Origin of the sequence: Variovorax sp. 160MFSha2.1 (assembly GCF_048305075.1) — a bacterium.
In the GTDB taxonomy this organism is placed as follows: Bacteria; Pseudomonadota; Gammaproteobacteria; order Burkholderiales; family Burkholderiaceae_C; genus Variovorax; species Variovorax guangxiensis.
In genome coordinates, this window is the sequence record NZ_CP157624.1 from 5,101,815 (window position 1) to 5,127,357 (window position 25,543).

The following is a 25,543-nucleotide window of genomic DNA, read 5'->3' on the forward strand; positions in this document are numbered from 1 at the left end:
ACTAGACTCGCCGGATGCCCTGGCACGCCCGTCTCCATCTCTCCTACCAGCAGGAATCCGCCCGCACCCTCGCCCGCTTCCGCCATGACGGCCCGCTGCGCATCCTGCAGAGCCTTTATCCCGAGGGCGATGCCGTCTGCCACAACGTGCTGGTGCATCCGCCCGGCGGGCTGGTGGGCGGCGACACGCTCGACATCGACATCGAGGGCGCCGACGGCAGCCACGGGCTCATCACCACGCCCGGCGCCTCGCGCTTCTACCGCTCCGAGGGCGAGCTCGCGCTGCAGCGCACCCGCATCCGCCTTGCGGCAGGCGCGCGGCTCGAATGGCTGCCGCTCGAAGCCATCTGCTACAGCGGCTGCCAGGCCGAGAACCGGCTCGGCATAGAGGTCGAGCCCGGCGCCGAACTGATCGGCTGGGACGTGACCGCGCTGGGCCTGCCCAACGCCGGCCAGCCCTTCGAGCGAGGCACCTATCTGCAGCACATCGAGGTGCCCGGCATCTGGCTGGAGCGCGGACGCATCGACGCGGCCGACCACCGGCTGCTGCAGAGCCCCATCGGCCTGGGCGGCCACCGCTGCATGGCGTCGCTCTTCTTCGTGGCGGGCTCGCCGGTGGCGCGCGCCCGGCGCGATGCCCTGCTCGCGCATGCGCGCACGCTGCTCGAGGGGAGCCCCCTGGCCGAGAGCGCCGGGGCCACCAGCCCGCATGCCGAGGTGGTGGTGCTGCGCGTGCTGGCGCCCGTGGTCGAGCCTGCGATGCAGCTGCTGCGGCAGGTCTGGCAGGCCTGGCGTGGCGAGCTGTGGCAGTTGCCTGCGGCCACGCCGCGCATCTGGTCGACCTGAAGCGGTTTCTCTACGCGCACCGGCCACCAGGGCCGAATCTGTAGGCGCCGTCTGACGGACAGCCGCCGCGCAAAGGCGCACTCTGCCCCTTTGCCCAGCGGATGACGAGGATCGGCCATGTCCACTGACGACACCCCGGACGCCAGCGCAGACACCAGCACGCAGCTTCACCGCCGCCTGGCGCGGTTCAACGCCGTGCGGCTGAGGCCCGGCATTCCTTCGCCGTGGTGGAAGGACGAACTCGCCGACGAGCACGCCTGCCGCCTGCTGGAAGGCGAGCATCTCGAAGCCCTGCGCGCCACCGTGCAGGCGGCGGCATCGGCTTCCACCGGCAACGCGGCCCACTTCGTCGCCTGGTTCGAGTCGCTGGAGCAGAACGGGCCGGGCCAGCACCATCCGCTCTTCGACTGGCTGGCCGGCGAAGCCACGCTGGCGCAGATGCGATGGTTCCTCACGCAGGAGGCCGCGGGCGAAGCGGGCTTCGAGGACCTGCTGGCCTGCACGCAGGTCAAGCTGCCGCCGCAGCCCAAGCTGGAGTGCGCGCGCAATTTCTGGGACGAGATGGGGCACGGCAAGCAAAGCGCCATGCACGGCCAGATGCTGGAGCAGATGGTGCGCGAACTCGACCTGCATCCGGCCATCGACACCACCGTGTGGGAGTCGCTGGCGCTCGCCAACACCATGGTCGCGCTGGCGACCACGCGGCGCTACGCCTACCACTCGATCGGTGCGCTCGGCGTCATCGAGCTCACGGCCCCGGGGCGCGTGAAGCTGGTGGCCGCCGGCATGCGCCGCCTGGGGCTGAGCGGCCGCGCGCGCGCCTATTTCGACCTGCACGCGGCGCTCGACGTGTCGCACTCGCGCGCATGGCTGCGCGAGGTGATCCGGCCGCTGGTCGAGGCCGATCCGTCCTGCGGGCAGTTCATCGCCGAAGGCGCGCTGATGCGGCTGGCCTGCGGAGAGCGCTGCTTCGAGCGCTACAGCGCCGAACTGCGCGAGGCCGAGGAGCTGGCCGCATGATGAACGCGGCCGATGTGCTGCGGCAGGTGGCTGGCACAGGCTATCGCTTCACCACCGTCACGCCGCTCACCCACCAGCGCGTGCTCGCCCGGCGCGGGCGCGAGCCAGGCGCCACGCTGCGCGACATCTTCGGCTGGAACCTGTCGTTCGAGCCCCGCACGGTGCCGCCGGAACTGCTGGCCGCCATGGAGCATGCCGGCATCGTGCGTCGCACCGGTTCGCTGCTGCGCAGCACGGTGCGCATCGCCAGCCTGGGGGACGACCTGTTCCTTCACTCGGCCTACCCCACGGTCGAGGAAAACGCCGTGTTCTTCGGCCCCGACACCAGCCGCTTCGCGCGCTTCATCCGGCATGCGCTGGACCGGCATCAGGCGCAACGCAAGCCGCTGCGCGTGCTCGACGTGGGCTGCGGCAGCGGCGCGGGCGGCATCGCGGTGGCGCGCGCGCTGGCCGCCACGGGCACGCCCGCGACGATCGTGATGAACGACATCAACCCGCTCGCGCTGCAGTACGCGGCCGTCAACGCGGAGGCGGCGGGCGTCGAGGTCGCGCTCGCGCAGGGCGATGCACTCTCGGCCGTCGAGGGCGACTTCGACCTCATCGTGTCGAACCCGCCCTACCTCGACGACGCCGCCCAGCGCGCCTACCGCCACGGCGGCGCGCGGCTCGGGCGGGCATTGAGCGCGCGCATCGCGGCCGAGTCGCTGAAGCGGCTGGCACCGGGCGGGCAGCTGCTGCTCTACACCGGCGTGGCGATGGTCGACGGCGAAGACCCCTTCCTCGCCGAGATACAGCCGCTGCTGGCGGCGCCCGCCTTCGAGTGGTCGTACGCCGAGATCGACCCCGACGTGTTCGGGGAGGAGCTGGAACGGCCGGTGTACGCGCACATCGACCGCATCGCCGCCGTGGGCCTCGTCGCCACGCGCAGGCCGGAGGCCGGGTGATGGCCGCGGAACTGGAGCTTGGCGGCGCCGACACCTCTCGGCTGGCCGTGGTGCGCGAATGCAGCGTGCTGGAGCGCATGCCCAAGTGGCTCATCTGCGTGCCGCTGGTGGTGCAGTGGCTGTGGCTCTCGCTGCGCCATGGGGGCGCCACCGTGCCCTGCGCCGCCAATCCGCACATCACTTCGGGCGGCATGGCGGGCGAAGGCAAGCTCGAATACTTCCGGGGCATGGGGCCGCTGGCGCGCTCGGTCACGGCCGACTACTGCGCGGTGTTCAACGACGGCACGGCGACGGAGGATTCGCTGCGGCAAACCATCGCCGCGGAGGCCCTTTGCTTCCCGCTGGTCGCCAAGCCCGACCTCGGCCTGTGCGGCTACGGCGTGCGCCTGCTGCCGGACATGGCTGCACTGCTGGCGTACCTGGCGGTCTTTCCTCATGGCGAGACGGTGGTGCTGCAGCGCTACCTGCCGCAGGATGGCGAGGCCGGCATCTTCTACGCGCGCGATCCGGTCACCGGCGAAGGCCGCATCGTCGGGCTGGCGCTGCGCTACTTTCCTCGCGTGACGGGCGACGGCCGCAGCACGGTGGCCCAGCTCGTGGCGGCCGACGTGCGGGCGCGCCGCATCGCGCGCTCGCCGCGCCACGAATGCAGCGTACCGTTCGGCAGCGTGCCGGCGGCCGGGCAGCAGGTGCGGCTCGCCACCATCGGCTCCACCCGCGTCGGGGGGCTCTACCGCGACGCCGCGGCGCTCATCACCGCCGAACTGGTGCGCGCCGTCGACGCCGTCGCGCGCGACATGCCCGACTTCCGCTTCGGCCGCTTCGACGTGCGCTACGAGAGCCTGCGCGAACTCGCCGCCGGGCGCGGCTTCACGATCATGGAAGTCAACGGCGCGGGCTCCGAGGCCATCGAGGCCTGGGACCCGGACATCGGCGTGATACAGGGCTTGCGCATGGTCTTCGCCAAGCAGCGGCTGCTGTTCGCCATTGGCGCGGCGCAGCGCAAGGCCGGCGTGCGGCCCATCGGCCTGCTCGCGCTCGCACGGCTCAACCGGCGGCAGAACCGCCTGGTCGGCCGCTATCCACCCTCCAACTGAGTGGCCACACGCACATGGACATCGCCTCTTCGCAAGCCCGGCCCGACCGTTCGTTCACTTCGCCCGCCGCCATGCCCGCGCTGGAAACCCGCTGGGCCGACTGCGAGGACGATGTGCGCGACGCCCAGCGCCTGCGCTTCCGGGTGTTCGCACTGGAGATGGGCGCGCACCTCACGCCGCCTGAAGGCACCCCGCCCGGCCTCGACGCCGACCGCTTCGACAGCTACTGCGACCACCTGCTGGTGCGCTCGGTCGACCCTGTGAACGGGCCCGGCCCGCTCATCGGCACCTACCGCGTGCTCACGCCGGGCGCGGCACGCAGGGCCGGCGGCTTCTACACCGACACCGAGTTCGACCTCTCCCCGCTCGCCCCGCTGCGCGGCAACGCGCTGGAGCTGGGCCGCTCCTGCGTGGACGCCGACTGGCGCTCGGGCAGCGTCATCATGGCGCTGTGGGCCGCGCTGGGGCAGTACATGGTCGACCACGCGCTCGACACCATGATCGGCTGCGCCAGCATCGGCCTGGACGACCAGGGCGCGAGCGCCGCGCGGCTGTGGCACCGGCTGTGCCGCACCCACCTGGTGGAAGAGCGCTGGCGCGTGGAGCCGCGCATCGCGCTGCCGCTGGACGCCGAGCCCGACAGCGATGCCGACAGCGACACGCCGCCGCCGGCCGCTCCGCCGCTCATCAAGGGCTACCTGCGCTGCGGCGCGCGCCTGCTCGGGCCACCCGCGCTCGACGTCGCCTTCAACACGGCCGACTTGCCGCTGATGCTGCGGGTGGACGACGTGGCACCGCGCTACCGGCAGCATTTCTTCGGCATGGCGAGCTGAATCCGGCCGACGGACAAAGGCGGAAGGAGGCCCAAAGAAGGGCCTGGGCAGCGCTTCGGATACAGTCCCGCACCTACCCGCCTCCAGACCCGACGCCAGAGTGAATCTCCGAAAATCCGCAAACAGCCTGGTTTTCCGTCTGCTCGTCATGGGTCTGGTGATGGCGGTCGTGGGCACCGCTGCCAGCTACATCCAGCTCACCCGCTTCCTGCGCGAGGACCTCACCAGGTCGGTGGCGACGCAGCAGACGGCGCTGGCCACCTACGTGGCCCGCGACGTCGACAACTACCTGGGCGAGCGGCTGTCGTTCCTGGAGCGGCTGGCGGGCGCCGTGCCGCCCGAACTCCTGGCGCAGCCCGGGCAGCTGCGGGCATGGCTCGCCGAACGCAGCACGCTGAGCGCCCTCGTCCCCCTCGGACTGACGGTCGCCGACACCGGCGGCAAGCGGCTCGACGATGCCGGACAGCTGGTCACGGACAGTCCGGAATTCACCGCCGCGCTCGCCGGGCAGCGCGCGGTGGGCCGTCCTCACGCCACGCCGTCGGGGCACTCGGCGCTGCCCATGGCCGTGCCCATGCGCAACGGCGCCGGCCAGGTTGTCGCGGTGCTGCTGGGCACCGCCGACCTCACGGCCGACGGCCTGCTCGACCATCTGCAGGATGGGCGTGTAGGCCAGTCCGGCGGCATTCTCGTGATCTCGCCGCGCGACCGGCTCTTCGTCGCTTCCACGGACGTATCGATGTCCCTCAAGCCCACGCCGCCGGATGGCGTGAACCTGCTGCACGATCGCGCCATGGCGGGCTTTCGCGGCAGCGGGACGACGCGCAACGCCAAGGGCATCGACGAAATCTCCGCCATCGCCTCGGTGCCGACGAGCGGCTGGTTCGTGGTGGCGCGGCTGCCCGTCGCGGAGGCGCTGGCGCCGGTGGGGCGGATGCAGTCCTTCATCCTGGCGCAGCGCGGGCCCGCGGTGTCGGCGGTGCTCATCGTGCTGGGCCTGGTCATGGCCTGGCTGCTGCGACCGCTGTTCCGCGCCGCCGACCAGGCCGACCGCATGACCCGCGGCGAACTCCCGCTCGCGCCGCTGAAGGTGGTGTGCGACGACGAGATCGGCCATCTCACGCAGGCCTTCAACCGCCTGCTGGCCAAGCTGCTCGACAACCAGGAGGCGCTGGAGCGCTTGGCCCACCACGACACGCTCACCGGCCTGCCCAACCGCAAGCTGCTGGACGACCGGCTGCAGCAGGCGCTGGCCCACGCCGGGCGGCAGGGGCACATGGTGGCGGTGCTGTATCTCGACCTCGACGGCTTCAAGAGCCTCAACGACACCTTCGGCCACGAGGCCGGCGACAGGGCCTTGCAGGAAATCGCGCGCCGGCTGCAGGAGCTGGTGCGGCAGACGGACACGGTGGCCCGCATCGGCGGCGACGAATTCGTGCTGCTCGCCACCGGCCTCAAGGAGCCCGCCGAACAGGGCGCGCTGGCGCTGGCGCAGCGGTGCATCGACGCGATCACCGAGCCGCTGCCGCAGGAGCAGGCCGGCATGGCGATCGGCGTGTCGGTCGGCATCGCGCTGGGCAACGGGAGCGAGGCGCCGCGCGACCTGCTCGCCGCGGCCGACAAGGCCATGTACCGGGCCAAGCAGGGCGGGCGCGGCAGCTATGCGATGACGAGCGCGGCCACCGAGGGTTGATCGAGCTACGCCGGCATGTCCGTGCGCGGCAGCCGCAGCTGCTTCTTGAGCGTCTCGAACACCTGGCGCGTGACCGGGTTCACCACGTGGCTGCGCACGTAGAGGTAGTAGGCCAGGTCGGGCAGCCTCGGCATGCCGTCGCCGGCGCCGAGAACGCGCAGGCCGGCGTCGAGCTGCTCCACGCCGCGCGCCGTCACGCCCAGCCCGGCGCGCAGCGCGGCCTTGATGCCGATCAGGCTCGACGATGTGTAGCGCGGCGTCCAGGCCACGCCCGCGGTGTCGAGCGCCTCGTGGCCGATGCGGCGGAAGATGCTGGGCCCGTCGGCCATGATGAGCGGCACCGGCTTGGCCGGGTCGTGCACGTAGCTTGCGGCGCACAGCCACACGGTGGGCGAGTTGCGCAGCACCACGCCTTCGAACTGCGACTGCGCGTCGGCGCGGTTGGAGATGATCATGTCGACCTCGCCGCTCTTGAGCGAAGTCATCAGGTAGGGGCTGCGGCCGATGTGGATGTCTAGCTGCAGCAGCGGCGATGTGCGCGCCACCTCGGCCAGCAGCAGCGGCAGCATGGTCTCGGCAACGTCGTGCGGCGCGCCGATGCGCAGGTTGCCTTCGAGCTGCCCCTGCCGCAGGCTGCGCAGCGCCTCGTCGTTCAGCGCCAGCATGTGGTGCGCGTAGGTCAGCAGCTTCTCGCCGTGCTCCGTCAGCCGCTTCTGCCGCCCCTGCTTGGCGAAGAGCGGGTGGCCGATCTGCTCCTCCAGCCGCTGCATCTGCTGCGTGATCGCCGACTGCGTGCGCCCCAGGTGCACCGCCGCCGCCGCGAAGCTGTGATGGCTGACGACGGCCGCGAAGGAGCGCAGCAGTTCGAGATCGAGCGTGGGCATGTATTAATTTTATTGAAGTGTTTCCTGCGCCAGCTGGATTGTTGCGTCACGCCCCCGTCACTACAGTGGACGCACATCGAACAGGTAACCCCACTGGAGAAAGACCGAATGAGCAGCACCCCGTCCGAGCAACGCAGCCAGGCCGTCGAGGCGTCCATCGCCACCATGAAGAAGGCCATCGGCGGCGGCGAGCCCACCCGCGAGAAGCTCGCCGTGGTGCTCGACGCGCTGCAGGGCCTGGCCGCGCGCACCGCGTACTGGGGCGCCGCCGACTTTCCGCCGCCCGAGGCCGGCGAGCACCAGGCCCGCTACCTGATCGCCGAAGACGCCGACCAGAGCTACGCGCTCTACCTGAACGTGATGCGCCCGGGCAAGAAGATCGTGCCGCACAACCACACCACCTGGGCCTGCATCGCGGCGGTGGAAGGCACCGAGCACAACCGCGTCTACGAGCGCACCGACGACGGCAGCGTGCCGGGCGTGGGCAAACTCGAGCAGACGGAGCTGGTCGTCGTCGCGCCCGGCAAGGGCATCGCGCTGATGCCCGAGGACATCCACTCGGTGGAGATCCAGGGCGAGCAGGTGATCCGCCACCTGCACATGTACGGCCGCGCACTCGAAACGCTGAACAGCCGCACCGCCTACGACCTGGAAGCGGGCACGTACCAGACCATGGGCATCGGCGTGCAGACGCGCCGCTAGCCGCTTCTTCTTTCACCTTTTCTCGTTGTTCATGCGGGCCGCGCGCAGCGGCCTCGCAGGACCTCATTCGTCCCGACGCCCCGCCTCCATGACCCACACCATCGACCCGAAGACCCTCAAATCCTGGCTGCACGACGGCGGCGAGATCGCGCTGCTCGACGTGCGCGAGCACGGCCAGTACGGCGAAGCCCACCTGTTCTACGGCATTCCCCTGCCCTTCAGCCGGCTGGAGATCGACGCGCCGCGCCTCGTGCCGCGACGCGGCGTGCGCACGGTGGTCTACGACGAGGGCGACGGCGGCGAGGTCGCCGAGCGCGCCGCGGCACGGCTCGCCGCGCTGGGCTACACCGACGTGCACGTGCTGCAGGGCGGCGCCCGCGCATGGAAGGCCGCGGGCTACGTGCTCTTCGCGGGCGTCAACCTGCCTTCGAAGACCTTCGGCGAACTGGCCGAGGAGGTCTATCACACGCCGCGCGTCAGCGCCGACCAGCTGGCCGACATGCTGGCGCGCAAGGACAAGGTGGTGGTGCTCGACGGCCGCCCCACCAGCGAGTTCCGCAAGATGAACATCCCCGGCGCCACCTGCTGCCCCAACGGCGAGCTCGCCTACCGCGTGCGCCGGCTGGTGCCCGACACCACCACGCCCATCGTCATCAACTGCGCGGGCCGCACGCGCAGCATCATCGGCGCGCAGACGCTCATCAACCTCGGGCTGCCCAACCCGGTGTATGCACTGGAGAACGGCACGCAGGGCTGGTACCTCAACGACCACAAGCTGGAGCACGGCGGCACGCAGCGCTATGCCGACGACAGCGGCAACACCGACCTGCGCCCCGCCGCCAAGGCGCTCGCAGCGCGCTTCGACGTTCCCAGCGTGAACGCGCAGACCGTGCGCCAATGGGCCGACGACGCCAGCCGCAGCCTCTTCCTCTGCGACGTGCGCACGCCGGAGGAATTCGCCGCCGGCACCCTGCCCGGCGCGCAGCACACGCCTGGCGGCCAGCTGATGCAGGCCGGCGACCAGTATTTCGGCGTGCGCGGCGCGCGGCTGGTGCTGTTCGACAACGACGGCGTTCGCGCGCCCACCATCGCGAGCTGGCTGCGGCAGATGGGGCACGACGCGAGCGTGCTCGAAGGCGGGCTGGCGAGCGGGCTGGCTCTCACGCCGGCTGAGGCGCCTGCCGCACCCGCGCTCGACACCATCGACGCGAAGACGCTCGCAGCGCGCATCGAGCGCAACGACGTGGCCGTGATCGACCTGCGCGGCAGCATGCAGTTTCGCGCCGGCCACATCGCGCAGGCGCGCTGGTCGATCCGCCCGCGCCTCGCCGCCGACCTCAAAGGCGAGCCCCGCCAGCTCGTGCTGGTTGCCGACGACGCGGCGCTCGCCGCATGGGCAGCCTCCTGCGAACTCGCCGGCGTCTCGCCCGCCCCGCTGCTGCTGTCCGGCGGCATGGCCGCCTGGAGCGCCGCAGGCCTGCCCGTGAAGGCCACGCCCGCGCTGCCCGCCGACGCGGACTGCATCGACTACCTGTTCTTCGTGCACGACCGCCACGACGGCAACAAGGAGGCCGCGCGCCGCTATCTCGCATGGGAGACCGGTCTCGTCGCGCAGCTCGATGCGCAGGAGCGCGCGGCCTTCCGGCTGCCGGGCACCGCATCGCACGCCTGAGCCCTCATCGGTCCCGCTTTCTGTTCGTCCTTGTCAGTTCCTATTCCAGGAGTTCCGTCATGTCGTTCGCCAGCCGCATCCCGCACATCGCCCATATCGCCAGACTTGCCGCCGCAGCCGCCTGGCTCGCGGCGCTCGCACTCCAGCCAGCCACCGCCGAGCCAATGGCGCCGCGCAACGGCTTCCCGTCGCAGCCGGTGAAGTTCATCTCGCCCTTCCCTCCGGGCGGCGGCAACGACGCGACGGCGCGCCTGGTCACCACCAAGCTGCCGGAGATCATGGGACAGGCCGCCCTGGTCGACAACCGCGGCGGCGCGGGCGGCAACATCGGCGCCAAGGCGGTGGCCGACGCCAAGCCCGACGGCTACACCGTGCTCACTTCGCAGGTGTCGATCATGGCCGTGAACCCCTCGCTGTATGCCTCGCCGGGCTTCGACCCGATCAAGAACTTCGTGCCCATCACGCAGATCAACGCCGCGCCGCTCGCGCTGGTGGTGGAGGCCAACTCGCCCCTCAAGAGCTTCGCCGACCTCGCCGCCAAGGCCAAGGCAAGCCCCGGCAAAGTGACTTACGCGACGCCGGGCAACGGCACGCTGTCGCACCTGGTGGGCGTGGTGCTCGCCAAGGACAACGGCGTGGAGATGACGCACGTGCCCTACAAGGGCGCCGGGCCGGCACTGACCGACCTGATCGGCGGACAGGTCGACGTGATGGTGACCTCCACCGCGTCGGTGGCGGGCATGGTGCAAGGCGGCAAGCTGCGCGTGCTGGCCGTGACCAGCCCGCGCCGCATCGGCGTGTTCGCGAAGGTGCCCACGCTGGAAGAGCTGGGCTATGCCGGCGCGCGCTTCGAGGACTGGTATGGCTTCTTCGCCCCCGCCGGCACGCCGCCGGAGCGCGTGGCCTTCCTCAACGAAGCCATCGTGCGCACCCTGCGCCTGCCCGAGGTGACAAAGCTCGTCACCGACGGCGGCAGCGAAGTGGTGGCCAGCACGCCCGATGCTTTTGCTGCGCAGCTGAAGCAGGACATCGAGCGCTGGTCGCGCATCGTCAAGCTTTCGGGTGCGCGCGCCGACTGATTGAAGCAACATAGCGGCCCAGATTCGCCTTTCCAGCAGAACACGATGCCCGACTCGCACCACGCTTCCTCCGGCCTGACGCTGGACACCCGCCTCACCCGCACCGGCAAGGCCCCGTCCCATGCCGGAGGCGTGCCCGTCAACACGCCGCTGGTGCGCGCCAGCACCGTGCTCTTCGACAGCGTGGGCGCCATGCGCGACGCTCGCGCTCGGCGCGACGAGGAGCGCATCTTCAGCTACGGCGCGCGCGGCACGCCCACCACCTTCGCGCTGGAAGACGCGGTGAGCGAGCTCGAAGGCGCCTGGCGCACGCGGCTTTTCCCGACCGGCCTCGCGGCCATCGGCATGGTGCTGCTGTCGTACCTGAAGCCGGGCGACCACGTGCTGATGTCCGACAGCGTGTACGAGCCCACGCGCAACCTCGTGCATTCCTTCCTGGAGCCCTACGGCATCCGCAGCACCTTCTTCGCGGCGGACGGCAGCGGCATCGAGGAACTGTTCGAGCCGAACACGCGGCTGGTGTACGCCGAATGCCCCGGCTCGCTGGTCTACGAGATGTGCGACCTGCCGAAGCTGGCCGAGCTGGCGCATGCACGCGGTGCGCTGCTCGCGGCCGACAACACCTGGGGCTCCGGCGTCCAGTACCGCCCGCTCGCGCTGGGCGCAGACATCTCGACCATGGCCGCAACCAAGTACCTCTCGGGCCACTCCGACGTGATGATGGGCACCGTCGCCACCACCGAGGCCGCATGGCGCCCGCTCAACGAACGCTGCGACGCCTTCGGCATGACCGTGAGCCCCGACGATGCATGGCTGGTGCTGCGCGGCATGCGCACGCTCTCGGCACGGCTGCAGATGCACGAGCGGCATGCGCTGGAAGTGGCGCACTGGCTGCAGGAGCGGCCCGAAGTGGCGACCGTGTTCTGCCCCGCGCTGCCGCAGCATCCGGGGCACGAGATATGGAAGCGCGATTGCAGCGGCACGAACGGGCTGCTGTCGATCGAGCTGCAGCCGGGCGTCGGGAACGCGGCGGTCGAGCGCTTCGTCGATGCGCTCAGGCTCTTCGGCCGCGGCTCCTCATGGGGCGGCTACGAGAGCCTCGTCGCCTGGACCAACATGCGTGCCGCGCGCAGCGTGACCGACTGGAGCGGGCGCGGCGCGGTGGTGCGGCTGCACGTCGGGCTGGAGTCACCGCGGGACCTGACGGCGGACCTGGCGAGCGGCTTCGAGGCGATGGCCTCTGCCAGCGGCGCCTGAATGGCTACTGCTTCGCGGCGCCGGCCTGTTCCTCGGGCCAGCGCTGCGGCACGCGGCGCAGGTTCTCGACCGAATACCCCAGCGCCTTGAGGCGCGTGACCGCCGCCTCGTAGGCCGGCTCGGGAATGCTCGGCGTGCGCGCCATGATCCACGCGTAGTCGCGCTTGCTGCGGCCGATGATCGTCAGGCCGTAGTCCTTGTCGACGTCGACGATCACGTACTCCGCCTTCACCGGCCACACGAACTGCATGCCCCACACCGCGTTGCCGGTGCCGGGCACCACGCGGCCCACCGGGTTCATGGTCTTGAGCGGGCCGTCGAAGCCGCCTTCGCGGTAGCGGAAGCGGGTGTCGATGCGGCCGTCGGGCTGCAACGTGTACGACTCCACCGCGTTGAAGGCATCGCGTTCCGGCCGTGTCGGGATGTTGCCGATCACGTACCAGTCGCCCATGAAGCGCTGCAGGTCGACCTGCTTCGCCGTCGGGATGGTGGGCGGCGACACCGCGCACCCGGTAACCAGGAGCATCGCCGCCACGCCTGCCGCGATGAGAAGAGCCGGGCCGGCCAATGGGTGTTTCGGGTGTCGCTTCATCTTGCTCGTGCCTCCGATGGAAGAGCCCCAGCCTAGCGACCTCCCCGGCAGGCCTGCGTCGGACGGCGCCTTCGCCCATGATCGGGCGCCCGGCCCTTCAGCCGCAGGCGCGGCGCCCGTCGGGCGAACTGCGCAGGCGGTTCAGGAAGGTCAGCTGCACCTTCGCCGTCTCGCTGCCCTGCACCGCCGCGCGGCGCATCCATTCGCCGGCCTCGCAGCGGTCGGCCTTCACGGCGGTGCCGTAGAGCGCGGGGCCGGTCATCAGCACCATCCCGAGCATCTCCTGCGCCTCGGCGTGGCCGTGCGTGGCGGCATCGCGCAGGTGCTGGAGCATGGCGCGGTAGTCGCGAGCGGCCTGGGCCTCCAGCGCAAGCTGGAAGCGCTGCTCGGCCTGCAGGTCGATGTCCGCGCCCGAAGGACGCGCCGCGCTGATCGCGGCCGCCAGCATCAGCACGCCCGAGAGCACCACACGCAGGCGCAGCGAGAGGCCGGTCATCCGGCCGAGGTCGAGTTGTTCGGTTGGCATCGATAGGCTCCACGGACGTTGTTGTCGTGGAGGCATCGTCGCGCCGCGGCGCCGAACGGAAAAGCTGGAATTCGCGCAGGCGGGCTCAGCCGCAGACTGAGCCCGCAACCGCATCCGGGATCAGAACTTCGCGGTCAGCATCACCTGCAGTTCGCGCCCCGGGCCCGGCATGATCAGGTTGTCCACGCTGCCGTGCGCCGACACGTAGTACTTGCGGTTGGTGATGTTCTTCAGGTTCGCCGAGATCTCGTAGCGCCCGGTCTTGTAGCTCGCGGCCAGGTCGGCCGTGACGTACGAGGGCAGCGTGACGAGGTTGCTCAGCGACGCGTAGCGCGAGGCCACGTAGTTGACGCCGCCGCCGGCGCTCAGGCCGTTGCCCAGGTCTTTCATGAGCCACACGAAGGCCGAGTGCCGCGGCGTGAGCGGCGCGATCTTGCCCTGCACCGGCATCGCCGGGCCGATCGGCAACTGCAGCGAGCTCACCGTGGCCAGCGACTTGGTCATGCGCCCGTCGAGATACGCGTAGCCCGCGCTGACGTCCCAGCGGCCCGGCAGCTTGCCGGCCAGCGCCAGCTCCATGCCGTTGGTGCGCTGCGTGCCGACGTTGATCTGCCGCGCGGGGTTGGCCGGGTCGGTGTTCTTGATGCCCGAGCGCTCCAGGTTGAACAGCGCCGCGGTGACATTGAGCGCGCCGTCGAGGAAGTCGAGCTTGGCGCCGATCTCCTTGTTCACCGTGATCTCGGGGTCGTTGGCGGTGTTGCTGGCCGACAGCGCGAAGGTCTCGGCCGAAGGCTGGAACGAGCGGCTGTACGACACGTAGTACGACTGGGTTTCGCTCGGCTGCCAGACCAGGCCCGCGCGCGGGCTGAACTTGCGGTCTGTGCGCGACAGCGGCGCGAGCGTGCGCTCGAAGGAGGTGTCCTGCCCGAACACGTCGTAGCGGCCACCCACCAGCGCCTTCCACTGCGGTGCCAGCGTGATCTGGTTCTGCGCATAGAGCGCAGCCGTCTTGAACGTGGAGTTGCTCGGAATCGCGCTGGCGGCGGTGTAGCTCGAAAGCGGCAGCGGCGCCGGCACGGCCACCGGGTTCAGGATGCTCACGCGCTCGTATCCGGTGGCCGAACTCACCGAGTACAGGCGCTTGTCCTGCTGGCCGAACTCCGCGCCGACCAGCCATTCCTGCCTGAAGCCGCCGAGCTCGTTGCGCCACGTCAGGTCGGTCTGATTGAACCAGCCGCTCTCGTCGCGGTCGACGAAGCCGCGCGTGCGGCCGACCGTGAGGCGCACCGGGTCGGTGGTGCCGCTGGGCAGGGTGTTGAAGCGGTCCAGCTTGTAGCTGTAGTAGCGCGTGGTGTTGCGCAGGGTCAGCGCATCGCTGAAGCGGTGGTTGAGCGTGGCGGTGAACGACTGCACCTTGGTCGTGGTGGTGTCGTCGCGCTTCGCGAACGCCGAGCCGTAGTAGGTGCCGATGGGCACGTTCACGGGGCGGCCGTTGAGCGCCGGGATGCCGAAGTCGGTGAGGCGCTGGTCGTGGGCGTTGGTGTACTGCAGCAGCAGGTCCGTCTGCGGGCTGAACTTGATGGCCAGCGAAGGCGCGATGTTGTAGCGGTCGATGAACTGCTGGTCGCGGTAGCTGCCCGACTTCTCTCGCGCCACGTTGAGGCGGAAGGCCATGTTCTCGCCGATGGGCGTGTTGAGGTCTGCGGTGGCGCGCTTGAAGTCGTGCGAGCCCAGGCCGAGCGACACCTCGCCGAAGGGCCGCTCGAAGATCGGCTTCTTGGTCACGCGGTTGACGAGGCCGCCCGACGAGCCGCGGCCGTACAGCACGGCCGCCGGCCCCTTGAGCACTTCGATGCGCTCGGTGTCCGACAGGTCGCGGAAGTACAGCGCGTCGTCGCGCACGCCGTCGACGAACCAGTCGGCAATGGCGGTGAAGCCGCGGATCACCACCTGGTCGCGCTGGCCGTCGCCCGCGTTGAACGACACGCCGGGCGCGTTGCGCAGCGCGTCCTGCATCGAGGTCGCGCCCTGGTCGCGCAGCAGCTGCGCCGGCAGCACGTTGACGGCCTGCGGAATGTCGCGCAGCGGCGCGCTGCCCTTGGTGGCCGTGCTGCCGACGGAAGGCGCGTAGCCGACATCCTGTTCGGAAGTGACGGTCACCTCCTTGAGCGTGGTGTCGGTGCCCTGGGCCTGGGCCGCGCAGTGGGCAGCGGCCAGGGCGGCGACGATCAGGGACGGATTGCGCAGGCGAAGCTGAAGGCGCGGCGCGCGAGAACGGACGGACATGGCAGGAATTCCCTCAAGGCGATTTGTTTTTGAAATCGCGAAGCGCCACGCCGGCGCCTCCATCGCTTCGACGGAGAAACCGTGTGTGCCCTGCCTTGAACGAATCTGGGTTGGGTGCCTTCGCCGGCCCGCACCGGCGCGGTGGCCGGGGCTTCGGACGAGGGATCGCGTCGCGCGACCCGCGAATTCTAAATAAATGCAACCGCGTTCCGGGCCGGCTCTCCGGCCGCCGCTGCGGCGCTCAGCGCGCGCGGGCCCGCGTCAGCAGGTAGCTCTGGTGCACCACGTTGTCGACGTAGTAAGGCTCGGCGAGCGCATCGAACTCGGCCCGCAGCGCCGCCAGCTTCCGCGGGTCTTCGGCAAGGCCTTCGACCAGCTTGCGCATCGGGCCGACCGAACGCTCCAGGAACAGGCGGAAGTGCCCCAGGCTCAGGGCCGGAAAGTGCATGGTGCCGCGGCCGAAGAACGGCGCGTCGAAGTGCTGGCCCAGGCGCTCCGTGACGATGGCCGGGTTGCCCCATTGAGGTGGCGGCGACGCGCCGGCCGGTGGCGGCGGCGAGTTGCGCCCGATGAAGGCGAACATGCGCCCCACGAAGTGCTCGGGCGGCCAGGTGGCGAAGGCGATGCGCCCGCCGGGCTTCAGCACGCGGCGCATCTCGGCCACGGCCACTTCGGGGCGCGGCGCGAACATGTGGCCGAACTGGCTGAGCACGACGTCGAAGGAGGCGTCGGCATACGGCAGGTTCTCGGCGTCGCCTTCGGTCCAGGCGATGTCGCCGTGTCCCGCAATGGCGGCGTTCTCGCGCGCGGCTTCGAGCAACTCGGGCGTCAGGTCGAGCCCCGTGACGCGTGCGCCGCGGCGCGCCGCCGTGACGGCCACCACGCCGGTGCCGGTGCCCACGTCCAGCACGGTCTCGCCTTGCGCAACCTGCGCGAACCTGACGAGATGACCGGCCACCGGCGTCGTGAACATGGCGGTCGGCGCGAAGGTCGACCACATCTCGCGCTGCCGGCTCTTGAACTCTGCAAAGGGATCCTGCGACATATCACCCTCCATTCCAGCCACGGGGCTGCGGACATGGAGGGGACTCTAGGCCCGGGGAATGGGCCCGTCCATCCCGCGGGACAGGGCTTCGATCGGAAAGAGCTGTAACGCAATCCCGCGCCAGGCTCAGCAGCAGCGCCCCTTGCCCGCCCCGTAGCGCGCCTCCAGCCGCTCGCGGAAGAAGGCCTCGTAGCTCATCGGCGGCTGGTCGGGATGGGTGGCCGCCATGTGGGTGAGGTAGGCGTCGTAGTCGGGCAGCCCGACCATGAGCCGCAGCGACTGCTTGAGCGAGCGCGCGAAGTAGCGCCCGGCTTCCGGCAATGCGAGGCCCATGGCTTCAGTGGGCCGCCGTCGCGGCGGCGGTACCCATCGGCTCGAACGGGGTCTCCTGCGCGGTCGGCCGGTTGGCCGCGCGCGCAGCGATGCAGGCCTTGATGCTGTAGACCAGCACGCTCAGCACCACGAAGATGAAGAGCGCGCACAGCGCGGCGTCGAGGCGGTCGTTGAAGACGATGCGCGACATGGCCTCCGGCGTCTTGGCCGGCGCCACCAGCACGCCGTTGGCGATGCCTTCGGTGTACTTGGCCGCGTGCGAGAGGAATCCGATCTTCGGGTCGGCCGAGAAGATCTTCTGCCAGCCCGCGGTGAGCGTGCACGCCAGCAGCCACGCGGCCGGCGCGATGGCCACCCACGCATAGCGCTCGCGCTTCATGCGGAAGAGCACCACCACGCCCAGCATCAGCGCGACGGCGGCGAGCATCTGGTTGGAGATGCCGAACAGCGGCCACAGCGTGTTGATGCCGCCCAGCGGATCGACCACGCCCTGGTACAGGAAGTAGCCCCAGGCCGCCACGCACAGCGCGGTGGCGACGAGGTTGGCCGGCAGCGAGTCTGTGCGCTTGAGCGCGGGCACGAAGCTGCCCAGCAGGTCCTGCAGCATGAAGCGGCCGGCGCGGGTGCCGGCGTCCACGGCCGTGAGGATGAAGAGCGCCTCGAACAGGATCGCGAAGTGGTACCAGAAGGCCATCATGGCCTGCCCGCCGATCGCCTGGTGGAGGATGTGGGCCATGCCCACGGCCAGCGTCGGCGCGCCGCCGGTGCGCCCGAGGATGGTGGTCTCGCCCACGTCCCTGGCAGTCTGCAGCAGCATCTCGGGCGTGATCACGAAGCCCCAGCCCGACACCGTGGCCGCAACCTGCTGCGCGGTGGTGCCGACCAGCGCGCCGGGGCTGTTCATCGCAAAGTAGATGCCGGGCTCGATGCACGAGGCCGCCACCAGCGCCATCACCGCGACGAAGGACTCGGCCAGCATGCCGCCGTAGCCGATGAAGCGCGCATGGCGTTCGTTGTCGAGCATCTTGGGCGTGGTGCCCGAGGAGATGAGCGCGTGGAAGCCCGAGACGGCGCCGCAGGCGATGGTGATGAACAGGAACGGGAACAGGCTGCCCGACCACACCGGGCCGTTGCCCTGCGCGAACTGCGTGACGGCAGGCATCTGCAGCGTGGGCATCACGAACACGATGCCGATGGCCAGCGCGATGATGGTGCCGATCTTCAGGAAGGTCGACAGGTAGTCGCGCGGCGCGAGCAGCAGCCACACCGGCAGGCTGGCGGCGACGAAGCCGTAGCCGACCAGCATCCAGGTCAGCGCCTTGCCGTCGAAGGTGAAGAGCGGCGCCCACTCGGGGTTCTGGCTCACGGCCTGGCCGCCGAAGATGGCCAGCATCAGCAGCACGAAGCCGATCACCGACACCTCGCCGATGCGCCCCGGGCGGATGTAGCGCAGGTACACGCCCATGAAGAGCGCCACCGGAATCGTCGCGGCCACCGTGAAGGTGCCCCAGGGCGATTCGGCCAGCGCCTTCACCACGATCAGCGCCAGCACCGCGAGGATGATGATCATGATCATGAAGGTGCCGAACAGCGCGATCATGCCGGGCACCGGCCCCATCTCCTGCTTGACGAGGTCGCCCAGCGAGCGGCCGTCGCGCCGCGTTGAGATGAACAGCACGATGAAGTCCTGCACCGCGCCGGCGAACACCACGCCGGCCAGCACCCACAGCAGGCCGGGCAGGTAGCCCATCTGCGCCGCCAGCACCGGCCCCACCAGCGGGCCCGCACCCGCGATGGCCGCGAAGTGGTGGCCGAACAGCACGTTCTTGTCGGTCGGCACGTAATCCAGGCCGTCGTTGTGGCGGTGCGCCGGCGTCTTGCGGTTGCCGTCCAGGCCCAGGACCTTGTCGGCGATGAAGAGGCTGTAGTAGCGATAGGCGATGAGATAGGTGCAGATCGCGGCGGCCACCACCCAGAGGGCGTTGACGCTTTCGCCGCGGGTCAGGGCCACGGTGGCGAGCGCGAACGCGCCGACCACGGCCACGACCAGCCACACCAGATGGCGGCGGATGCTGTGCATGCGGATGTCTCCTTGGGATTGAACCCGGGGAGTTTTGCCGGGCCCAGGCGCCGACGCATCCGTCGCACCGCGCGGAGCATGCGCGTGGCTTTGCGTAATGGAAAACCCTGGATTCCGCCGTGGCGGACACCGCACACCGGAGCTTCCAAGCCCTTGCATTTCCCTCAGATGTGATAAATTCACATAATTAACAATGTGAAACATTCCTTCCGAGCCACGATGAACCAGCATTCGCAGGCACGCAGACGCAGCAGCGGCTTCACATTGATCGAGGTCATGATCACGGTCGCGATCGTGGCCATCCTGGCTTCGATCGCCCTGCCGAGCTATCAGCAGTACATCATTCGCTCGAAGCGCTCGGCGGCCCAGGCGCAGATGATGGACATCGCCAACCGGCAGCAGCAGTACCTCATCGCCAACCGCGTCTACGCCGACAAGGCGGCGCTCACCGCCAGCGGCTACAGCCTGCCGTCGGAGGTTTCGGCGAACTACAGCTACGACGTCACCCTCTCGACCTCCGGCGCGCCGGGCTACACGCTCACCTTCAGGCCGACCGGCGCGCAACAGGGCGACGGCGATCTCACCCTCACCAGCGAAGGCGTGAAGTCGCCGTCCGGCAAATGGTGAAAAACCGTCCCCTGCGCCGCCAGCGCGGCACGACTCTGATCGAAGTGCTGGTCACGCTGCTCGTCGTGGCTTTCGGGCTGTTCGGCCTCGTCGGCCTCCAGGCCCGCATGCAGGCCTCCGAGATGGAGTCGTACCAGCGCTCGCAGGCGCTGATCCTGCTGAACGACATGGCCAGCCGCATCGCCATCAACCGCCGCACCGCGGCCAGCTACGTCACCAGCGCACCGCTGGGCGCCGACGCCGCCTGCCCCACCGCCACCGGCACGCGGCAGCAGGTGGACGCCAAGGAGTGGTGCGACGCACTGCAGGGCGCCGCCGAGGTCTCCGGCGGCAGCAAGCTCGGCACCGTGATCGGCGGGCGCGGCTGCGTGGAGGACATGGGCAACAACGAGTACCTGGTCACCGTCGCCTGGCAGGGGCTGGGGCCGATCTCGGCGCCGCCGGCAGGCGTGGCCTGCGGCAAGGGCCAGTACGACAGCGGCACCACGTGTACCGACGACAAGTGCCGCCGCGCCGTGACCACGCTGGTGCGCATCGGATCGCTCTCATGAGCCGCCCGCGCGCCTTGCAGCACGTCCGGCACGCCCAGCGCGGCCTGACGCTGATCGAGCTGATGGTGGCCATCACCATCACGCTCATCGTGGTGGCCGCGCTGCTCGCGCTCTTCCTCAACGTGAACAACTCCCAGCGCGAGCTGGAGCGGGTCAACCGGCAGATAGAAAGCGGCCGCCTCAGCGTCTTCGTGCTCGAGAACGAGCTCTCCCATGCCGGCTTCTGGGAGAACTACATGCCCGAGTTCGACGACCTCACCGTCACCGGCGCTCCCACGCACGTGCCCACCGGCGCCCTGCCCGACCCGTGCCTGCCCTACTCCGTCGCGAACTGGACCGACGACTACAAGCGCCAGCTGCTCGACCTGCCGGTGCAGACCTACGACAGCGTCCCCGCCAGCTGCACCGACCTGCTGAAGAACAAGAAGGCCGGCACCGACATCGTCGTGGTGCGCCACGCCGAGACCTGCCTGCCCGGCACGCCCAACTGCGAGGCGGACACCAGCGGCGCGATGTATTTCCAGTCGTCGCTGTGCGGCACGCAGAAGCCCTCCTCGTTCGACCTGTCGACCGCCGGCTTCGGCAACATGTTCCAGAAGGACTGCACCACTCCCTCGCCCAAGCGCAAGCTCGTCGCCGACATCTACTACGTGCGCGACTACGCCGACACCGTGGGCGACGGCATTCCCACGCTGGCGCGCTCGCGCTTCGACTTCGTGGGCGGCACGCTGGCGCAGCAGCCGCCCACGCCGCTGATCGAAGGCGTCGAGGGCTTCCGCGTCGAACTCGGCCTCGACACGCTGAGCAAGACCGGCGCCGCCGTCGACTACACCACGGCTATCGCCTGGGCCGACCCGGCGAACAAGTCCACGCCGGCCAACCGGGGCGACGGCAGCCCCGACGGCAACTTCGTGCACTGCACCACCAGCCCCGCCTGCACCGCCGACCAGCTCGTCAACGTAGTGGCCGTCAAGCTCTTCGTGCTGGCGCGCAGCTCCGAGGCCTCGCCCGGCCACACCGACACGCGCACCTACCAGCTCGGCGGCGCCACGCTCGGGCCTTTCAACGACCACTACAAGCGCCACGCGTTCTCCACTTCCGTGCGCCTGAGCAACGTCACCGGCCGAAGGGAGACGCCATGAACACCAGCGTGCCGTTCGCCCGCGGCGCCGGCCAGCGCGGCGCCGCCCTGCTCATCGGAATGATCATGCTGCTGCTGATCACCCTGGTGGTCACCGCGGCCTTCAACCTGAGCAACGCCAACCTCAAGGCAGTGGGCAACCTCCAGACGCGCAACGAGGCGGTGGCCGCCGCCAACCGCGCGATCGAGGAAGTCGCCACCAGCCTGCTCGTGCCCGGCAGCGACGGCAGCCCCACGCTCGCGCCGCCGCAGCGGACGGTGAGCATGGTCGACATCGACAACGACGGCATCACCGACTACAGGGTGGACGTCGCTCCCCCCGTTTGCGTGCGCGCCACCAAGGCACTCGACACCGGCAGCGGCGGCAGCACCGGCCCGGGCGGCGTCACCGGCGGCGCATCGAGCAGCGGCTCGGGGCTCTCGACGCTGCCCGACCAATACAACTCCGTGTGGGACATCAGCACCACGGTCACCGACGCCCGCAACGGCAACGGCGCCACCACCTCCGTGCGCCAGGGCGTGCGCGCCCTGCTCAACAAGGCGCAGTTCGAAGCGTTCTGCGCCTCCTAGGCATGCCAATTCAAGACAACCCGACGACGAACAGGCCCGCACCATGATCCGGAAACTTCTCGCTTCGCTGTGGACGGCCGCCGCGCTCACCGCGTTGACGGCGCTGCCGGCGGGCCCGGCCCACGCCGAGGACATCGATCTCTTCGTGGGCTACAACCCCAGCGCGGCGCAGGCGCCGAACGTGCTCTTCGTGCTGGACAACACGGCCAACTGGAACCAGCCCTTCACCGCCGAGATGACCGCGCTCGCCTCGGCCTTCGAAAGCCTGAAGGCCAACAAGTTCAAGGTCGGCCTGATGATGTTCACCGAGACCGGCCAGGGCAACTCCAACTCCGACGGCGGCTACGTGCGCGCAGCGGTGCGCACGCTGGACGACGGCACCAAGATCAAATACGGCGCGCTCATCCGCAGCCTCGACAAGCTCGGCGACAAGTCCAACGGCGGCAAGGCCGGCAAGACCATGGCCGAGGTCTACCGCTACCTGGCCAGCGGCACGCCGATCGCGGGCAACGGCAAGGTCAAGGCCGACTACAGCGGCAACACGAGCGGCACGACGGCCTCGAAAGCCGTCTACGCGCTCACGCGCAACGCGCTCAGCGGCTTCTCCGCCACCACCTACGTCGGCCCGAGCACCGAGAACTGCACCGGCACCTACGTCATCTACATCAGCAACGGCGCGGCGCAGGACAACACCAGCGACAGCCAGACCTCCAACGCCGCCCTGCGCGCCGCGGGCGGCGACACCACGCAGATCGCCCTGAGCCCCAGCGGCTCGCAGGACAACACGGCCGACGAATGGTCGCGCTTCCTGCAGACCAGCATGGGCGTGAAGGTCTACACCATCGAGGCCGCCAAGGCGACCGGCGGCCAGGGCCCGGGCTGGACCTCGCTGCTCAAGAGCATGGCCACCCAGAGCAAGGGCGAGTACTACGACATCTCGGCCAAGCCCGACCTGGGCAGCGCGCTCGGCGCGGCGCTGGACGACATCTTCAGCAAGATCCAGTCGGTCAACAGCGTGTTCTCCTCGGTGAGCCTGCCGGTGAGCGTGAACACCCAGGGCACCTACCTGAACCAGGTGTTCGTGGGCATGTTCCGCCCCGACCAGGACGCCTTCCCGCGCTGGAACGGCAACCTCAAGCAATACAAGCTCGGGCTGGACAGCAGCAACCAGCTGATCCTGCAGGACGCGGCGGACAACAACGCGGTGAACAACCAGACCGGCTTCGTGGCGCCCTGCGCGCGCAGCTTCTGGACGCCCGCGCCCAGCGACACCGACCTGTACTGGAGCTTCAGGCCCTCCGGCGACTGTCTGGGCAAGGAAGCCGCCGACAGCCCCGACGGCAACGTGGTGGAAAAAGGCGCGCAGGGCTACATGCTGCGGCGCATGGTCGTCGCCAACCGGAACATGAAGACCTGCACGCCGGGCAGCTGCACGGCCCTCACCGCCTTCGCCGACGGCAACTCCGCCATCACCAAGGCCGCGCTGGGCGTCACCGCCGACACCGACCGCACCACGCTCATCAACTGGGCGCGCGGCCTCGACAACAAGGGCGACGAGCGGCCCGACGCGCAGGGCAATCCCGTCACCTCCAACTCGATGCGCCCCTCGGTGCACGGCGACGTGGTGCACTCGCGGCCGGTGGCCATCAACTACGGCACCGACGCCGCGCCGCAGGTGGTGGTGTTCTACGGCGGCAACGACGGCGTGCTGCGCGCCGTCAACGGCAATCGCACCGACGCCATCGGCTCGGCCGCCGCGGGCGACGAGCTCTGGTCCTTCATGCCGCCGGAGTTCTACGGCAGCATCAAGCGGCTGTACGACGACACCACGCGCATCAACTTCCCCGGCCTGCCGGTCACCATCGGCGCGGTGGCGCCCAAGCCCTACGGCATGGACGGCCCCGTCTCGGCCTATCGCCAGGGCAGCACCGCCTGGCTCTACGCGAGCATGCGTCGCGGCGGCCGGCTGATCTACGCCTTCGACGTCTCCTCCGCCACCGCGCCCACGCTGAAGTGGCGCAAGGGCTGCCCCAACCAGGGCGACGACACCGGCTGCGACAGCGGCTTCGAGGGCATCGGCCAGACCTGGTCGGCTCCCAAGGTGATGCGCGCCAGCGGCTACGGCGGCGGCAACAGCCCGCTGCTGATCTTCGGCGGCGGCTACGACAAGTGCGAGGACGTCGACACCAACAGCGCAGTCCAGGCCTGCGGCACCGCCGCCAAGGGCAGCGGCATCTACGTGCTCGACGCCGACACCGGCGCGCGCCTGCAGATGTTCCCTACCGCGCGGCCGGTGGCCGGCGAGGTCACCGTGGTCACCGATTCGCTCGGCATCGCGCGCATCGCCTACGCGGCCGACCTGGGCGGCAACGTCTATCGCATCGCGCTCGGCAGCGGCGCACCTTCGGCCTGGACGATGACGCAGGTCGCCTCTCTGGGCTGCGACACGGTGACCACCTGCACGCCCAACCGCAAGTTCATGTTCGCGCCCGACGTGGTGGAGGACAACGGCGCCTTCGTCATCCTGCTCGGTTCGGGCGACCGCGAGAAGCCGCTGCGCTACTACAACGTCGCGCTCGGCGTGGCCAACCGCTTCTACATGCTGGTCGACAAGCCCACCGACAGCACCTGGCTGAGCAGCGAAACCAGCAACTGCGGCGCCGGCAACGGGCTGCTGTGCCAGGCTTCGCTGCTGCCGATCACCGACACCTCCACGCCGACCTCCTCCGACCTTGCCACCAAGAAGGGCTGGTATCTCGCCCTTGCCGCCGGCGAGCAGGTGGTGACCAGCTCGGTCACCGCCTACGGCGTCACCACCTTCAACACCCACACGCCGAGCAACCCGAACACGCAGACCTGCCGCGCCGACCTCGGCACCGCGCGCGTCTACAACGTGTCGTACGTCAATGCCGCGCCCCAGGGGCCCGGCGGCCGCTTCCAGAACGTGGTGGGCGGCGGCCTCGCGCCCTCGCCCGTGGTGGGCCGCGTCCAGCTCGACAACGGCACCATGCGCGACGTGGTGATCGGCGCCAACCCCGACTCCTTCCTGAGCCCCAAGGGCACCTCGCCCAAGGCCGCGTTCAAGCAGCCCAAGGGCCGGGTCTACTGGTTCATCCAGAAGTGAGCCCCTGGAGCACCGGCAGCATGCGCAAACGCCCCCGCACCGCCCGCGCGCGTGGCTTCACGCTGATCGAGCTGATGGTCACCGTGGCCGTGCTGGTGGTGCTCGTCGCCATCGCCGTGCCTTCGTTCGATGGCATCCGGCTTTCCATGCGCCTGAGCAACTACGCCACCTCGCTGGTGGCGGGCAGCCAGCTCGCCCGCAGCGAGGCCATCAAGCGCAACGCGCCGGTCACCCTCTGTGCCTCGGCCAACGGCAGCAGCTGCAGCACCAACGGCCAGTGGGAAGCCGGCTGGATCGTGCTCAGCGGCACGCAGGTGCTGCGCGCGGAAAGCGCCGCGGCCACGGGCTACCTGCTGCGGGAAGCGGGCGGCGCGAGCGCCATCGTGTTCCAGGCCACCGGCGTGGGCGCCAGCCAGAGCCGGATCACCATCTGCCGCAGCACCCCGAGCGCCAACCAGTCGCGCGCCGTGAGCATCAGCGCCACCGGGCGCACCAACATCACGAGGTCGAACGACGGTACCTGCACCGCGACCTAGCCGCCCTCCGCCTACCCCGGAAAGGCCATCTTCGCGGACGAACGACAATAGCCAGCTGCGAAGGAGCCCGGACGGCGGCCCGGCCCCCTTCTCCATCCTTCCTCTT

At 69.9% G+C, this 25,543-nt stretch carries 23 protein-coding genes; 16 read left to right on the forward strand and 7 right to left on the reverse strand.

The genetic code is table 11. From position 1 onward, the window contains the following. Positions 1-14: 14 nt before the first annotated feature. The 6 genes from ABL838_RS23150 (at position 15) to ABL838_RS23175 (ending at position 6,432) form a co-directional block, all read left to right on the forward strand. Positions 15-845 carry an urease accessory protein UreD gene (locus ABL838_RS23150; RefSeq protein WP_418122108.1) on the forward strand — a complete coding sequence of 277 codons (831 nt, stop codon included), beginning with the start codon at positions 15-17 and terminating at the stop codon, positions 843-845. Positions 846-962: 117 nt separating this feature from the next. Continuing rightward, positions 963-1,865, forward strand: coding sequence for an iron-containing redox enzyme family protein (locus ABL838_RS23155; RefSeq protein WP_418122109.1), 903 nt, complete (start codon positions 963-965; stop codon positions 1,863-1,865). After that, positions 1,862-2,809, forward strand: a complete 948-nt coding sequence (locus ABL838_RS23160; protein WP_418122111.1) for a methyltransferase — start codon at positions 1,862-1,864, stop codon at positions 2,807-2,809. The genes ABL838_RS23155 and ABL838_RS23160 overlap by 4 nt, the downstream gene beginning before the upstream one ends. Then, complete coding sequence (locus tag ABL838_RS23165; protein ID WP_418122112.1) at positions 2,809-3,906, forward strand: hypothetical protein; 1,098 nt, start codon at positions 2,809-2,811, stop codon at positions 3,904-3,906. Before ABL838_RS23160 ends, ABL838_RS23165 begins: the two co-directional genes overlap by 1 nt. Before the next feature lie 14 nt (positions 3,907-3,920). After that, on the forward strand, positions 3,921-4,739 hold the full coding sequence (locus tag ABL838_RS23170; RefSeq protein ID WP_184641163.1) for a GNAT family N-acetyltransferase: 819 nt from the start codon (positions 3,921-3,923) through the stop codon (positions 4,737-4,739). A 148-nt stretch (positions 4,740-4,887) separates the two neighbouring features. Beyond that, a complete protein-coding gene (locus tag ABL838_RS23175; RefSeq protein WP_418122113.1) occupies positions 4,888-6,432 on the forward strand; it encodes a diguanylate cyclase domain-containing protein in 1,545 nt (514 codons plus the stop codon). 5 nt (positions 6,433-6,437) lie between these two features. Here ABL838_RS23175 and ABL838_RS23180 read toward each other — a convergent pair whose 3' ends face one another. Continuing rightward, on the reverse strand, positions 6,438-7,316 hold the full coding sequence (locus tag ABL838_RS23180; protein ID WP_369661192.1) for a LysR substrate-binding domain-containing protein: 879 nt from the start codon (positions 7,314-7,316) through the stop codon (positions 6,438-6,440). Positions 7,317-7,424: 108 nt separating this feature from the next. Here ABL838_RS23180 and ABL838_RS23185 point away from each other — a divergent pair, with 108 nt between their 5' ends. The 4 genes from ABL838_RS23185 to metC all read left to right on the forward strand — a co-directional run bounded on the left by ABL838_RS23185 (position 7,425) and on the right by metC (position 12,026). Then, positions 7,425-8,018 (forward strand): hypothetical protein, encoded by a 594-nt coding sequence (locus ABL838_RS23185; RefSeq protein ID WP_418117493.1) that lies wholly within the window; start codon positions 7,425-7,427, stop codon positions 8,016-8,018. Between the two features lie 88 nt (positions 8,019-8,106). Continuing rightward, on the forward strand, positions 8,107-9,690 hold the full coding sequence (locus ABL838_RS23190; protein ID WP_418122114.1) for a rhodanese-like domain-containing protein: 1,584 nt from the start codon (positions 8,107-8,109) through the stop codon (positions 9,688-9,690). Between the two features lie 59 nt (positions 9,691-9,749). Further along, positions 9,750-10,769, forward strand: coding sequence for a Bug family tripartite tricarboxylate transporter substrate binding protein (locus ABL838_RS23195; RefSeq protein WP_126023422.1), 1,020 nt, complete (start codon positions 9,750-9,752; stop codon positions 10,767-10,769). 45 nt (positions 10,770-10,814) lie between these two features. Next, positions 10,815-12,026 carry a cystathionine beta-lyase gene (gene metC, locus ABL838_RS23200; protein ID WP_184641159.1) on the forward strand — a complete coding sequence of 404 codons (1,212 nt, stop codon included), beginning with the start codon at positions 10,815-10,817 and terminating at the stop codon, positions 12,024-12,026. A gap of 4 nt (positions 12,027-12,030) precedes the next feature. Here metC and ABL838_RS23205 read toward each other — a convergent pair whose 3' ends face one another. The 6 genes from ABL838_RS23205 to ABL838_RS23230 form a co-directional block, all read right to left on the reverse strand. Beyond that, on the reverse strand, positions 12,031-12,552 hold the full coding sequence (locus ABL838_RS23205; protein ID WP_418122116.1) for a lipocalin family protein: 522 nt from the start codon (positions 12,550-12,552) through the stop codon (positions 12,031-12,033). Positions 12,553-12,715: 163 nt separating this feature from the next. Beyond that, positions 12,716-13,144 carry a sel1 repeat family protein gene (locus tag ABL838_RS23210; protein WP_418117498.1) on the reverse strand — a complete coding sequence of 143 codons (429 nt, stop codon included), beginning with the start codon at positions 13,142-13,144 and terminating at the stop codon, positions 12,716-12,718. A 120-nt stretch (positions 13,145-13,264) separates the two neighbouring features. Beyond that, the gene (locus tag ABL838_RS23215; RefSeq protein WP_418122117.1) at positions 13,265-15,430 is read right to left on the reverse strand and encodes a TonB-dependent receptor; all 2,166 of its coding nucleotides are present in this window, start codon (positions 15,428-15,430) and stop codon (positions 13,265-13,267) included. 241 nt (positions 15,431-15,671) lie between these two features. Next, on the reverse strand, positions 15,672-16,475 hold the full coding sequence (locus tag ABL838_RS23220) for a class I SAM-dependent methyltransferase (protein ID WP_418122119.1): 804 nt from the start codon (positions 16,473-16,475) through the stop codon (positions 15,672-15,674). Positions 16,476-16,601: 126 nt separating this feature from the next. After that, positions 16,602-16,808: a YbdD/YjiX family protein gene (locus tag ABL838_RS23225; RefSeq protein ID WP_124462312.1), complete on the reverse strand. Its 207-nt coding sequence runs from the start codon at positions 16,806-16,808 to the stop codon at positions 16,602-16,604. Positions 16,809-16,812: 4 nt separating this feature from the next. After that, positions 16,813-18,888, reverse strand: a complete 2,076-nt coding sequence (locus tag ABL838_RS23230; RefSeq protein WP_126023416.1) for a carbon starvation CstA family protein — start codon at positions 18,886-18,888, stop codon at positions 16,813-16,815. 219 nt (positions 18,889-19,107) lie between these two features. Here ABL838_RS23230 and ABL838_RS23235 point away from each other — a divergent pair, with 219 nt between their 5' ends. The 6 genes from ABL838_RS23235 to ABL838_RS23260 are packed head-to-tail and all read left to right on the forward strand — an operon-like array spanning position 19,108 to position 25,437. Further along, entirely contained in the window at positions 19,108-19,515 is a 408-nt protein-coding gene (locus ABL838_RS23235) for a type IV pilin protein (RefSeq protein WP_126023415.1), read from the forward strand. Further along, entirely contained in the window at positions 19,509-20,066 is a 558-nt protein-coding gene (locus tag ABL838_RS23240; protein ID WP_418122120.1) for a type IV pilus modification PilV family protein, read from the forward strand. The genes ABL838_RS23235 and ABL838_RS23240 overlap by 7 nt, the downstream gene beginning before the upstream one ends. After that, positions 20,063-21,208: a PilW family protein gene (locus ABL838_RS23245; protein ID WP_418122121.1), complete on the forward strand. Its 1,146-nt coding sequence runs from the start codon at positions 20,063-20,065 to the stop codon at positions 21,206-21,208. The genes ABL838_RS23240 and ABL838_RS23245 overlap by 4 nt, the downstream gene beginning before the upstream one ends. Next, positions 21,205-21,777 carry a hypothetical protein gene (locus ABL838_RS23250; RefSeq protein WP_184641152.1) on the forward strand — a complete coding sequence of 191 codons (573 nt, stop codon included), beginning with the start codon at positions 21,205-21,207 and terminating at the stop codon, positions 21,775-21,777. The genes ABL838_RS23245 and ABL838_RS23250 overlap by 4 nt, the downstream gene beginning before the upstream one ends. 43 nt (positions 21,778-21,820) lie before the next feature. After that, positions 21,821-24,901, forward strand: a complete 3,081-nt coding sequence (locus ABL838_RS23255) for a pilus assembly protein (RefSeq protein WP_418122122.1) — start codon at positions 21,821-21,823, stop codon at positions 24,899-24,901. A 20-nt stretch (positions 24,902-24,921) separates the two neighbouring features. Beyond that, the gene (locus ABL838_RS23260; RefSeq protein ID WP_418122123.1) at positions 24,922-25,437 is read left to right on the forward strand and encodes a GspH/FimT family pseudopilin; all 516 of its coding nucleotides are present in this window, start codon (positions 24,922-24,924) and stop codon (positions 25,435-25,437) included. Positions 25,438-25,543 lie beyond the last annotated feature (106 nt).